The 12,777-nt window shown below is 52.7% G+C and carries 12 protein-coding genes; 7 read left to right on the top strand and 5 right to left on the bottom strand.

The window, feature by feature from the left end; all coding sequences use genetic code 11:
- Positions 1–112 precede the first annotated feature (112 nt).
- The 3 genes from SBG_RS16570 (at position 113) to rsmJ (ending at position 4,374) form a co-directional block, all read left to right on the top strand.
- Positions 113–1,384 carry an acid phosphatase gene (locus tag SBG_RS16570; protein ID WP_000775813.1) on the top strand — a complete coding sequence of 424 codons (1,272 nt, stop codon included), beginning with the start codon at positions 113–115 and terminating at the stop codon, positions 1,382–1,384.
- Between the two features lie 181 nt (positions 1,385–1,565).
- Positions 1,566–3,608, top strand: coding sequence for an oligopeptidase A (gene prlC, locus SBG_RS16565; protein WP_000184165.1), 2,043 nt, complete (start codon positions 1,566–1,568; stop codon positions 3,606–3,608).
- 7 nt (positions 3,609–3,615) lie between these two features.
- Positions 3,616–4,374: a 16S rRNA (guanine(1516)-N(2))-methyltransferase RsmJ gene (gene rsmJ / locus SBG_RS16560; RefSeq protein WP_015703045.1), complete on the top strand. Its 759-nt coding sequence runs from the start codon at positions 3,616–3,618 to the stop codon at positions 4,372–4,374.
- A gap of 66 nt (positions 4,375–4,440) precedes the next feature.
- Here rsmJ and SBG_RS16555 read toward each other — a convergent pair whose 3' ends face one another.
- Entirely contained in the window at positions 4,441–5,643 is a 1,203-nt protein-coding gene (locus SBG_RS16555) for an NAD(P)/FAD-dependent oxidoreductase (RefSeq protein ID WP_000548762.1), read from the bottom strand.
- Between the two features lie 230 nt (positions 5,644–5,873).
- Here SBG_RS16555 and SBG_RS16550 point away from each other — a divergent pair, with 230 nt between their 5' ends.
- Positions 5,874–6,377 carry an RrF2 family transcriptional regulator gene (locus SBG_RS16550; protein WP_000896453.1) on the top strand — a complete coding sequence of 168 codons (504 nt, stop codon included), beginning with the start codon at positions 5,874–5,876 and terminating at the stop codon, positions 6,375–6,377.
- 86 nt (positions 6,378–6,463) lie between these two features.
- On the opposite strand, the gene dtpB is transcribed toward SBG_RS16550, so the two are convergent.
- Together dtpB and uspA are read right to left on the bottom strand one after the other, a co-directional pair.
- A complete protein-coding gene (dtpB, locus tag SBG_RS16545; RefSeq protein WP_001098265.1) occupies positions 6,464–7,936 on the bottom strand; it encodes a dipeptide/tripeptide permease DtpB in 1,473 nt (490 codons plus the stop codon).
- Positions 7,937–8,202: 266 nt separating this feature from the next.
- The gene (uspA, locus tag SBG_RS16540) at positions 8,203–8,637 is read right to left on the bottom strand and encodes a universal stress protein UspA (protein WP_000323565.1); all 435 of its coding nucleotides are present in this window, start codon (positions 8,635–8,637) and stop codon (positions 8,203–8,205) included.
- 392 nt (positions 8,638–9,029) lie between these two features.
- On the opposite strand from uspA, the gene uspB reads away from it, so the two are divergent.
- Positions 9,030–9,365 carry a universal stress protein UspB gene (gene uspB / locus SBG_RS16535; protein ID WP_000626193.1) on the top strand — a complete coding sequence of 112 codons (336 nt, stop codon included), beginning with the start codon at positions 9,030–9,032 and terminating at the stop codon, positions 9,363–9,365.
- Between the two features lie 120 nt (positions 9,366–9,485).
- Here uspB and pitA read toward each other — a convergent pair whose 3' ends face one another.
- Entirely contained in the window at positions 9,486–10,982 is a 1,497-nt protein-coding gene (gene pitA, locus SBG_RS16530) for an inorganic phosphate transporter PitA (RefSeq protein ID WP_000902758.1), read from the bottom strand.
- Positions 10,983–11,212: 230 nt separating this feature from the next.
- On the opposite strand from pitA, the gene SBG_RS16525 reads away from it, so the two are divergent.
- Positions 11,213–12,409: a BaiN/RdsA family NAD(P)/FAD-dependent oxidoreductase gene (locus SBG_RS16525; protein ID WP_000439246.1), complete on the top strand. Its 1,197-nt coding sequence runs from the start codon at positions 11,213–11,215 to the stop codon at positions 12,407–12,409.
- A 1-nt stretch (position 12,410) separates the two neighbouring features.
- Here SBG_RS16525 and SBG_RS22125 read toward each other — a convergent pair whose 3' ends face one another.
- Positions 12,411–12,512: a helix-turn-helix domain-containing protein gene (locus tag SBG_RS22125; protein ID WP_079774305.1), complete on the bottom strand. Its 102-nt coding sequence runs from the start codon at positions 12,510–12,512 to the stop codon at positions 12,411–12,413.
- 114 nt (positions 12,513–12,626) lie between these two features.
- Here SBG_RS22125 and SBG_RS22845 point away from each other — a divergent pair, with 114 nt between their 5' ends.
- A complete protein-coding gene (locus tag SBG_RS22845) occupies positions 12,627–12,764 on the top strand; it encodes a hypothetical protein (protein WP_020845477.1) in 138 nt (45 codons plus the stop codon).
- The last annotated feature ends 13 nt before the right edge of the window (positions 12,765–12,777 follow it).

The raw sequence follows: 12,777 nt of genomic DNA, 5'->3' as shown, positions 1-12,777 counted from the left end.
AAGTATTGCAAAGCGTGTTCGTATCATCAAACCGTCAAATAAGCAGGCCAGCATCGCCTGCAGGCAAGGTAGTGGCTTTGACCTGACGTTATTTTTAATGTAAGGAACCATAATGAAACTACAAATTACTGCACTGGCGTTGTCGCTGACGCTGGCGATACCGACACTGGCCCAGGATATTCCTCTTTCTCAGGCGGAGTCGGTAGCGAAAAGTGTAACCCCAGACTCGACGAGCGCCGCCTTTAATCATCTTCAGTCTCAATGGTTGACTCAATTGCGTAAAGCATTACAAGGCCATGCCGCAGAGTTGACCCGCGACGCGCTGGCTCAGGCACAACAGAATCCCCCTCAGGCGGATACCGCCTGGCTACAGGCCAGCGGTTACGACTTTCAGACCAGGGAGAATCAACAGGCAGGAATTACGCTGCTTTCCGCTTTCAGGACGTTGCCGGAGGCGGTATTGAAAGACAATCTGGCGACGGTGACGGCGATTAACCACGATGCCGATCTCAACACTCGTCACCAGGCGCTGGCGGATGCGGAAAGCGTGGGTTATCTCTACTATCTTAGCGATGCGATGGGGCCACGGCTGGGGAGAGCATTTCTCGCCGCCTATGATAAAGGTGAGTTAGGCAAAGCCGCGGCATTGATTAAAGCGTCGGAAGTCAGCACCAGCGCTGCGAAAACGTATTTTCACTATCCACGCCCTTTCCAGGTTCCGGGCAATGCTATTCGTCTGACGCCAGATGATGTGGTGGTAAAAGATGATCATCCTTATACCGCGGATGGCGGCGCTTTCCCCAGTGGCCATACTAATGACGGTTACACGGATGCGCTACTGATGGCGGAAATGATTCCGGAACGCTTTGATGCGCTGGTTATTCGCGGCGCGCGCTATGGCTATTCCCGTCTGGTTCTCGGCGTACACTATCCGCTGGATGTGATGGGCGGACGCATGATCGCACAGCGTAATGTCGCGCATTATCTTAATGATCCGCATTATCGTACGTTATTCAATGAAGCTCGCGCCCAACTGCGCGAGGCGCTGGTGAAAGAATGCGGTATGACGATTGTCGAATGTGCGGCCTCGACCGGAAAAGATGATCCGTACCGCGACCCGGCCATGCATACCTTTTATCGCTTCACCATGACCTATAATCTGCCGCAGCAGAAAGACGCGTATCAGCCGTTGAAAGTACCAAAAGGCGCTGAGGTTTTGCTCCATGCTGCTCTGCCGAATCTGTCTTCGGCGCAGCGCGAGACGCTGATGAAAGAGACGGCGATACCGGCAGGATATCCGTTATCCGGCGAGACGGATGACCAACAGTTCTGGCAGCGTCTGGATTTGTCGGCGGCTTATGAAATGGCGAGAAAAATGCGCTAATGTTATCGTCCGGCTTATCGTGCGTAAGCCGGGATGATATTTTAAGGGGCGGCTTATTGCAGTGATACCCGCCACTGCGCACGGTCTATCATTGAAATTCCGCCTACTATCCCCCATTCTAGATCTCATCGCGAGAGCGCCGAAAGCGCGCTCCTTTCACCTTTTCTACAGGACTGCGCATATGACCAATCCATTACTGACACCTTTTTCACTGCCGCCTTTTTCTGCCATTAAACCTGAGCATGTGGTGCCTGCAGTCACCAAAGCGTTGGCCGATTGCCGGACGGCGGTAGAAGGGGTAGTGGCGCAGGGCGCGCCGTATACCTGGGAAAATCTTTGCCAGCCATTGGCAGAGGCGGATGACGTACTGGGACGAATTTTCTCCCCCGTGAGTCACCTTAACTCCGTAAAAAATAGTCCTGAACTGCGTGAAGCATATGAGCAGACGCTGCCGCTGCTGTCTGAATACAGCACCTGGGTTGGGCAACATGAAGGCCTGTACAACGCGTACCGCAACCTGCGTGACGGCGATCATTATGCCACTCTGAATACCGCACAGAAGAAGGCGGTCGATAACGCGTTACGTGATTTTGAACTGTCCGGCATCGGTCTGCCAAAAGAGAAACAACAGCGTTATGGTGAAATCGCCACGCGCTTGTCGGAACTGGGTAACCTGTACAGTAATAACGTGCTTGACGCAACGATGGGCTGGACAAAGCTCATCACCGATGACGCTGAGCTGGCGGGAATGCCGGAAAGCGCGCTCGCCGCCGCTAAAGCCCAGGCGGAAGCCAAAGAGCAGGAAGGTTACCTGCTGACCCTGGATATCCCGAGCTATCTGCCGGTCATGACCTACTGCGACAACCAGGCGTTGCGCGAAGAGATGTATCGCGCCTATTCCACCCGTGCGTCCGATCAGGGGCCGAACGCGGGTAAATGGGATAACAGTCCGGTGATGGAAGAAATTCTTGCGTTGCGCCATGAACTGGCGCAACTGTTGGGTTTCGAAAACTATGCCCATAAATCGCTGGCTACCAAAATGGCGGAAAATCCGCAGCAGGTGCTCGATTTCTTAACCGACTTGGCGAAACGCGCCCGTCCACAGGGAGAAAAAGAACTGGCGCAACTGCGCGCCTTCGCTAAAGCAGAATTCGGCGTCGACGAGCTGCAACCGTGGGATATCGCGTACTACAGCGAAAAGCAGAAACAGCATCTTTACAGCATTAGCGATGAGCAGTTACGCCCGTACTTCCCGGAAAACAAAGCAGTGAATGGCCTGTTTGAAGTGGTGAAGCGCATTTACGGCATCACCGCGAAAGAACGTACTGATGTGGATGTGTGGCATTCTGATGTGCGTTTCTTTGAGTTATATGACGAGCATAATGAACTCCGCGGTAGCTTCTACCTCGACCTGTACGCCCGCGAGAACAAACGCGGCGGGGCGTGGATGGACGACTGTGTCGGCCAGATGCGCAAAGCCGACGGCACCCTACAAAAACCGGTCGCTTATCTGACCTGTAACTTTAACCGGCCGGTGAACGGTAAACCCGCGCTTTTTACCCATGATGAAGTGATTACCCTGTTCCATGAGTTTGGTCATGGCCTGCATCATATGTTGACCCGCATTGAAACTGCTGGGGTGTCCGGTATCAGCGGCGTACCGTGGGATGCGGTCGAACTGCCAAGTCAGTTTATGGAAAACTGGTGTTGGGAGCCGGACGCGCTGGCGTTTATCTCCGGTCATTATGAAACCGGCGAGCCGCTGCCGAAGGAACTGCTGGATAAGATGTTGGCAGCGAAGAACTATCAGGCAGCGTTGTTTATTCTGCGTCAGCTGGAGTTCGGTCTGTTCGATTTCCGTCTGCACGCGGAGTTTAACCCGCAGCAAGGAGCGAAAATTCTTGAAACGCTCTTTGAAATCAAAAAACAGGTTGCTGTGGTGCCGTCACCAACATGGGGGCGCTTCCCGCACGCGTTCAGCCACATTTTTGCTGGTGGCTACGCAGCGGGTTACTACAGCTATCTGTGGGCCGACGTGCTGGCGGCAGACGCTTTTTCCCGCTTCGAGGAAGAAGGCATTTTCAACCGTGATACCGGTCAGTCATTCCTGGATAACATTCTGACTCGCGGGGGGTCTGAAGAGCCAATGGAACTCTTTAAACGTTTTCGTGGCCGCGAACCGCAACTGGATGCGATGCTGGAACACTACGGTATTAAGAGTTAATCCTGTGGTGAAAATCTGCTTAATGGATGAAACGGGCGCCACAGACGGCGCCTTATCTGTTCTGGCTGCCCGCTGGGGGCTGGAGCATGACGAAGACAATCTGATGGCGCTGGTACTGACGGCGAAACATCTGGAATTGCGCAAGCGTGACGAACCGAAGCTCGGCGGCATTTTTGTTGATTTTGTCGGCGGCGCGATGGCGCACCGGCGTAAGTTCGGCGGCGGACGCGGTGAAGCGGTAGCAAAGGCGGTAGGGATTAAGGGCGATTATCTGCCGGATGTGGTGGATGCGACGGCGGGGCTGGGGCGTGATGCGTTTGTACTGGCTTCCGTCGGTTGCCGTGTGCGTATGCTGGAGCGTAACCCGGTGGTGGCGGCCTTACTGGACGATGGTCTGGCGCGCGGCTATGCCGATACGGAAATCGGGCCGTGGCTACGGCAACGTTTACAGTTAATCCATGCCTCCAGCCTGACGGCGTTAACCGACATCACGCCGCGTCCACAGGTGGTGTATCTCGATCCGATGTTTCCGCATAAACAAAAGAGCGCGCTGGTGAAGAAAGAGATGCGGGTGTTTCAGTCACTGGTCGGGCCGGATTTAGACGCCGACGGGCTGTTAGAGCCGGCACGTCAGTTAGCGACCAAACGCGTAGTGGTGAAACGCCCGGATTATGCGCCGCCGCTCGGCGATGTCACCACACCGAACGCGGTAGTGACCAGGGGGCACCGGTTCGATATTTACCCCGGTACGCCGTCGGTCGCGTAATTCGTTGCCCGGTGGCGCTAACGCTTACCGGGCCTACGCTGCCATTCTGCCATCCGGCAATATCGGTTAAACAAACGGCGCCAGTGGATCCGCAAGCGCAAATGCCACGGCTTTATCGGCTTTCGGCGGATAAATCAGTTCGCTGACAATCGATTTTTTCAGCTTCTTCGCCTCTTCACGCGTCAGTTTCACCTGCTGATCCCACCCTTCGGTATAGACTGCGCCCCAGGCTCCCAGATCCAGACAGGTAACATACTTTTCCTGACGATAAGGCAGGGGAGCAACGTGTAGCAGGCTGGCAGCGGCGTTGTTACCGGCAAATTTACCTAACAGAATCGCGTGCTGGCAGGTCATCAGCGCATAGTGGCCTTTATCGTCTGTCGCGGCACAGGCAATGTCGCCGGTGGCGTAGATATCTTCGTAACCTGGCACCTGAAGTTCGGTGTTTACCTGTAGACGCCCCTGACGATCGCGCGGTGCATCAATCTGCGCCGTCAGGGCACTGGCCTGTACGCCCACTGTCCAGATTACCGTCTGCGAAGCAAGAGTTTGCCCGTTTTTCAGCGTCACGCCCGAGGCATGAACGCTTTCTACTTCTGTGTTAACGAGCCACTCTACGCCCAGTTCCGCAGAGGCTTCAATGATGATGTTACGCAATGCTTCGCTATAGCGTGCGCCGGGTATCGGGCCGCGCTCAACTACGACTACTCTGGTCTTAGCATCGGCACCGAGAATATCGCGCAGGCGGCCCGGCAATTCTAACGCCATTTCGATACCCGTAAAACCGCCGCCGCATACGACCACGGTATTACGCGCTTCACTGTCGGCCTGATAAGCCAGGTCTTTCAGATGGTTTTCCAGAACCACTGCGCTTTCCAGCTGATCCAGATCGAAGGCATGTGTCCGGGCGCCAGTCACCTGTGAGCGATCTACGTGACTACCGCTGGCAAGCACCAGCCGATCGTAGCGACTTATATGCGTTTCGCCGCAGGCATCTGTCCAGCTCACCTCTTTTGTGTCCGGAAGGATGTGCTGCACCGTTCCGCTCAGAAAGTGAATACCTGTGCTATCAAACAGCGGCTGAAGCGGTGCAACTAACGTTTCTACTGCGTTTTCATAAAAACGAGGACGCACGCGTAGCTCTGGTTGAGGTGCGATAACGGTGATCTGAATGTTCTTGTTTTGATGGTTATTTACCAGACGAGCCGCGCTGAGCGCCGCCCACATCCCGGAAAATCCAGCCCCTACGATCAGAATATGTTTATGCATTTGGCTTTCACCTGGTTGAATATAAGGTATTTACTCGGATTGTATTTGTCCTAGTTAAAAGAGGCAATGTCATTTAGCTTCTATTTTGAATATCTGGTCGGGAAATGCATTTATATATATGAAAAATAATGAATAAAATTATTTTATTCTATGCGGTATTTCTTCCCGTCTGGAATGAGTATGATGAAAAAGCTACAATAACTCAGAATTAATTTGGCTGAGATAAGAGTATGGCGTTCTACAGTTCCGGGGTTGAGTACGGCATCCATAGTCTGATGTGCATGGTGGACAGCAAGGGAGATGCCCGCGAGATGAGTGTGCGCGAAATTGCCGATCTGCAAAGCGTACCCTACGATTATCTCGCTAAAATCTTTACCCGTCTGTCGAAAGCTGGGTTAGTACGCAGCATTGAAGGAAAGGGAGGTGGTTTTCAGCTCGCCAAACCTGCCGAGCATATTACGGTGCTCGATGTGGTTAACGCTATTGACGGAGATAAACGAATCTTTGAGTGTCGCGAGATTCGCCAGCGGTTGGCGGTATTTGATGAACAACCGCCTGCGTGGGCCTGCGAAGGGATTTGCGGCGTGCGCTCAGTGATGGATATGGCGCAACAACGGATGGAAGAAGCGCTCGGGCAACATACTATTCTCGACCTGGCACGCAAAATGTATCGTAAGGCGCCGGATACGTTTGTGGTTGAAGTTCAGGAATGGATTAATGCCCGCAAAGGGTAATGATTAAAAATGCCCGATAGCGCAAAACGATCGGGCATGCTGAAGGCAGGCCGGATAAGGCAATAGCCGCCATCCGGCACTGAAGATTATTGCTCGGTACTCGGCGTATTAATCATTCTATTTAACCAGGGCACCATCATCGCCATCACAATGGTGACCGCCAGTGTTACCAGGCCAATTTTGCTAAAGACGCCGGTATAGATAGGCAATGTTTGCAGCGGATCGGTGATATTTTCCGGCACCGCCGTGAACGTTGCGACATAGCCGCCCAGCAGGAACGCGGCGGCCTGAGTTAAAAACCACATCCCCAGAATAAAGCCCATCAGATGTTGCGGTACCAGTGCCGCGACCATGGCCAGTCCCAGCGCGCTAATCAGCAACTCGCCCAGACTTTGGAACAGATATACCAGGACGATAAACCACGGCGACGTCAGACCTTGCGCATCAGCGAACCACATTCCGGCAGCAGCGGCGGTCAGAAAACCCAGCGAGCAGAGGAACATCCCGAGCGTAAACTTCATTGGCATGGTCAGGTCTTTGCCTTTGCTGCCCAGGCGAGTGTAAATGGCTGCCAGTACCGGACTGGCAACGACCACCCAGAACGGATTCAGCGCCTGAAAGCTCACCGGATTAATGGCGAATCCAAGAATTTCATGATGTACGTTATTAATGGCAAAGAAGTTCAGCGAGGTCGGCATCTGCGCATACAGGATGTAAAACAGCACCGCTTCAATCATCAGAATAAACGCCACAAACATCTTATTGCGCCCGGTTTTATCCAGACGAAATGCTTCACGGAAGAAGAAAATGGTCACGACGATAGAAAGAACGATGAGCACCAGATTGGCAACCTTAACGTTGTGCATCAGCCAGGCGCAAAGGAAAACCATAATAACAGTGCCGAGTAATACCAGCAGCAGATGACGAAAACGTAGCGGTTTATGATCCGGTTCAGAACCAATATTTTTCACCATACCACGACAGGCGAAGTAGACCAGCAATGCCACAATCAGCCCCGCGCCGCACAGGTTATAAGTCACGGCATAACCAAATTTATCGGCAATCACCGGCGCCAGTGATAGCGATAGCAAAGAACCGATATTAATCGACATATAAAACAGGGTGAAGGCGCCATCCAGACGAGGATCTTTGGGGGGATAGCATTTAGAGAGCAGACTGGCGGGGTTGGCTTTAAACAGGCCGTTACCTACAGCAATGGTACCCAGAGCGATAAAAATCAGATCGGGCTTTAATAGTGACATCCCGGTCATAAAATAGCCAATCGCCAGCACAATCGCACCCAGCACCAGCGTGCGTTTAGTCCCTAACAGATGGTCGCCAACATAGCCACCGATGGAGATTAAACCATAAACCAACGCCGCAAAAGCGCCAAATGTAATGAAGGCTTGTTCCTGAGAGAAGCCCAGCTGCTTAACGAAAAAAACCGCCAGGATGCCCTGGACGCCGTAATAGCCAAATCGCTCCCATAATTCTACAAAAAAGATCATGAAGAACGGACGAGGTTGCTGCAGCAAGCCCGTAGGTGCAGTTGTATTCATATTCCTTCGCCTTTTAATGCCATCCCGAAACGTATGAACGCGTATATCAAAACGCGTCGAAAAGCCTTACCCTGATATAGGCTGCGGTTATTAACCGGATTAATAGGTTATTATACAAATGATATACAAACTAATTAGTGGATCACACTAATTATGTTTAGTGTGATGGAATGATGTACTAAAAGCGTTGGGAAGGAAGATAAACAAAACGCCCACATAAGCGGGCGTTGTGGTTGAAACCAGAATGTGCCGGAAGGCTCGGCGTATTACTCTTCTTCGTCGCGCAACGGAACAATCAGCATGTCAACGTGAACGGTGTTGATCAGCTGACGCGCAGAAGACATCAGTTTGCTCCAGAAGTCCTGGTGATGGCCGCAAACAACCAGATCCATATCGTATTTCTTGATGGCGTCAACCAGCACCTGGCCCAGATCGCCGCTACCACTCAGGGTTTCCGTGATCGGATAACCCGCATTGGTAGACAGTTCGGTCAGTGCATGATGAGTTTCTTCGGAGATGCGTTTCTGCATATCGCCCAGGTTGACGTCAATCAGGCCGGTGTACAGGTCAGAGTAATTCACATCTACGTGAATGAGGGAGATCTTCGCATTGTAGGGGCGCGCCATAGAGACCGCTTTTTCAACCAGAACTTTACTTTCCGGGGAAAGATCTACTGCGATAAGAATGTGTTTATAAGCCATAGTGTTACTCCTTCCATAAGTTGTCGATGACCATTGAGCTACTGGCGTTTCTCATGCCGCCGCGTCACCCGCGTCCTGCGAACTCTATGCGCGGGGCCAGCTCAGCCGTTTACCATATAGAGACTATCCCTACATTATAGCGGCCAGGATAATCCGTCAATCTGCCTTGCTTACCAGGTAGTTAAACAAAATTTTCAGTCAATTGCATTGATAGTGATTAACCTTCTGGCAAAAAAATTAACTGATCTCCTACAATGAGTATAAGAGCCGTTCGAATGCGGAGCGCTAACACGGGCGGCTTTCGCAGTACGCTTTCACTGATTGTCTGGCAGGGTATCGGGGAGCGGTAGCCCCGGAGAGGAACTCCGTGGGCGGGTCGCCGGGGAGGAGATATGATAAGCACCGTCTCACTATTCTGGGCTTTATGTGTCGTTTGCATTGTTAATATGGCGCGCTATTTCTCATCGCTACGCGCATTATTAGTGGTACTTCGTGGTTGCGATCCTTTGCTCTATCAATATGTCGATGGCGGCGGCTTCTTTACCACGCATGGCCAGCCTAATAAACAGGTGCGCCTGGTCTGGTATATCTATGCTCAGCGCTATCGCGATCATCATGATGAGGAATTTATTCGCCGTTGTGAGCGTGTGCGCCGACAGTTCCTGTTGACCAGCGCGTTATGCGGTTTGGTGGTGGTGAGCCTGATTGCGCTAATGATTTGGCACTGAATAAAAAAAGCGGGCCAGTTCTCTGACCCGCCCGTGTTAGATAAGCCATCCCGGATGGCCGGCCTACATTATTTCATCCAGACAGGCCGGATAGGCGACAGCGCTATCCGGCACGTTGGCTTAAATAATTTTCAGCGAAAGCCAGTACAGCACGCCGGAAAGAATAATCGCTGCCGGTAATGTAAATACCCAGGCCATCAGAATGCTGGTCACGGTTTTGCGCTGCAGCCCGCCGCCATCAACCACCATCGTTCCCGCTACTGAAGAGGAAAGGACGTGGGTAGTGGAAACCGGCATACCGGTATAACTGGCAAGACCGATAGAGACCGCCGCTGTCATCTGCGCCGACATTCCCTGCGCATAGGTCATGCCTTTTTTACCAATTTTCTCGCCGATGGTGGTTGCCACGCGGCGCCAGCCGATCATTGTACCAATACCCAGCGCCAGCGCGACCGCCATAATGATCCATACCGGAGCATACTCAATGGTGCTCAACATATCGGTCTTCAGCTTTTTCAGCAGACGCTGATCATCGCTACTGACGCCAGGTAATTTCACGACTTTATCGGTGGTGTCGGAGATGCACAGCATAATACGACGCAACTGGCTACGCTGCTCAACGCTTAGCTTGTCGTAGCTTTCCACGTTTGCCAGCATCCCTTTCGCACGGTTGAGCGCGTTAATGGTATTGGCCGGATGGCAGTGGAATTCAGCCGGTTCAGTTGCACCCGGTTCCGGAGATGGAATCAGTTGATCAACGCCGGTAACAGCTTTCAGCAGATCAGGACGCTGCTCAAAGTACGTTTCGACATTATTGATAGCGTCGCGCGTACGGGTGATTTCGTAGCTGGAGGCATTCATATTGACCACGAAGCCTGCCGGCGCGACGCCAATCAGCACCAGCATGACCAGGCCAATGCCTTTCTGACCATCGTTCGCGCCATGCGAAAACGCGACACCGATAGCCGAAAGGATCAGCGCGATACGCGTCCAGAACGGCGGCTTTTTCTTGCCGTCTTTCTTTTCACGTTCCGCTGGCGTCAGGTGAATACGGGCGCGTTTCTTGGTGCCGCTCCAGTAGCGACGCAGCAAGAAAATCAGCCCGCCTGCAACCACCAGGCCGACAATCGGCGAGACGATAAGCGAGGCGAAAATGCCCATCACTTTTGGAATGTTAAGCGCATCAACCACCGAGGTGCCGGTCATCAGCGCATTGGTTAAGCCAATCCCGATGATCGCACCGATCAGCGTGTGCGAGCTGGACGCGGGTAAACCAAAGTACCAGGTGCCCAGGTTCCAGATGATGGCGGCCAGCAGCATGGAAAAGACCATGGCAAGACCGTGTGAAGACCCCATGTTAAGCAGCAGGTCTGTCGGCAGCATATGCACGATGGCATAGGCTACGCTGAGACCGCCCAGCAAAACACCAAAGAAGTTGAACAGCGCAGCCATAACTACCGCAAGCTGCGAACGCATCGCGCGGGTGTAGATTACGGTTGCCACTGCGTTGGCTGTATCATGGAAGCCGTTGATTGCTTCGTAGAACAGCACAAAAGCCAGAGCAAGCAATAATAAAAGCCCGGTATGTAAATCCAGGCCAGCAAACAAATGTAGCATAGGACGTTACGCCATTTTGAGGACATGAACGCGGCGCATTATCAGGGACTTTGGCGGCGCGGGCAAAGTGAAATATAGACTTTTTTTGATGTACTTCGTGCTCTGTTTTATGCCACTAAAGAATTATCTTATATATTTCAGATAAATACCATTTTCAGCCGCTTTTCGTGCTGGTGCGACCACTGAGGAAACTTTACAATTCTGCCCCTGTTTTCAGAGAGGATAGTCATGTGGAAAGGTTTGATACCGTTATTATAGGCGCTGGCGCAGCGGGCATGTTTTGCGCTGCGCAGGCAGGACAGGCGGGTAGCCGCGTGCTGCTCATCGATAATGGTAAGAAGCCAGGACGTAAAATCCTCATGTCCGGCGGTGGGCGCTGCAACTTTACTAATCTTTATGTTGAGCCTGCCGCGTATTTGAGCCAGAACCCCCATTTTTGCAAATCAGCGCTAGCCCGTTATACACAGTGGGACTTTATTGATCTGGTCGGCAGGTATGGGATAGCCTGGCATGAGAAAACGCTGGGACAGCTGTTCTGCGATGATTCCGCGCAACGCATTGTCGATATGTTGGTTGCCGAGTGCGACAAAGGCGGCGTAACGATGCGCCTGCGTAGCGAGGTATTGAGCGTCGCGCGTGATGAGTCGGGTTTCATACTGGCGTTGAACGGCGAGACGGTCACTACGCAAAAGCTGGTGATTGCCAGCGGCGGCCTGTCGATGCCGGGGCTCGGCGCGTCACCGTTCGGTTATAAAATTGCCGAACAGTTTGGCCTGAACGTGCTACCTACACGCGCGGGGTTAGTGCCTTTTACGTTGCACAAACCGCTACTCGAACACCTCCAGGTGCTTTCCGGCGTCTCGGTGCCTTCGGTTATTACCGCGCAGGACGGTACGGTTTTTCGGGAAAACCTGCTCTTTACCCATCGCGGTCTTTCCGGCCCTGCGGTATTGCAGATTTCCAGTTTCTGGCAACCCGGGGAATACGTCACTATCAACCTGCTCCCGGATGTCGATGTGGAAGGGTTCCTCAACGAGCAGCGCGCGGCGCATCCGAACCAAAGTTTAAAAAACACGTTGGCGATGCAGTTGCCAAAACGGCTGGTAGAGTGCCTGCAGCAGCTTGGGCAGATTCCGGATGTGTCGCTCAGGCAGCTAAACCTTCGTGAACAGCAAACGCTGGTGAACACGTTGACCGAATGGCGTGTTCAGCCAAACGGCACCGAAGGTTACCGCACAGCGGAAGTGACGCTTGGCGGCGTGGATACGAATGAATTGTCCTCGCGCACTATGGAAGCGCGTAAAGTGCCCGGCCTCTATTTTATTGGTGAAGTAATGGACGTGACCGGCTGGTTGGGCGGCTATAACTTCCAGTGGGCGTGGTCAAGCGCCTGGGCGTGTGCGCAGGATCTGGCGCCAAAAGCATAGACTAACCGTTGAGAGGATATTCTTTTCGTTTATGCCACAGCGTTGTTGCGCTGATCCCCAACATCACGGCGGCCCGTGTACGGTCGCCGTCGGTTTTCGCCATTACGTTGGCGGCGAGATTGTCGGGACAAGCGAATAGACATAACAAATACAAGTGTTAGTATCTAATCAACAGGACTTATGAGTATGCGTGTTTCATTTACGGCCAGGAACGCTGATGATGACAACATTACTACCCGATTTCACGACATCTTCATCATTCACTTTCTTTAGCAGCGAGCGGACGTTTATCGTCGGTTTGCCGCGCGGCCTGTTTATTCCTTTCCCTCTTATCCCGGATGGAAACCTCCGCTGAGCGCGCGCCCGGC

Origin of the sequence: Salmonella bongori NCTC 12419 (assembly GCF_000252995.1) — a bacterium.
Lineage (GTDB): Bacteria > Pseudomonadota > Gammaproteobacteria > Enterobacterales > Enterobacteriaceae > Salmonella > Salmonella bongori.
Note: the sequence above shows the minus strand (reverse complement) of the source record. Positions and strands in the feature narration are given on the sequence as shown.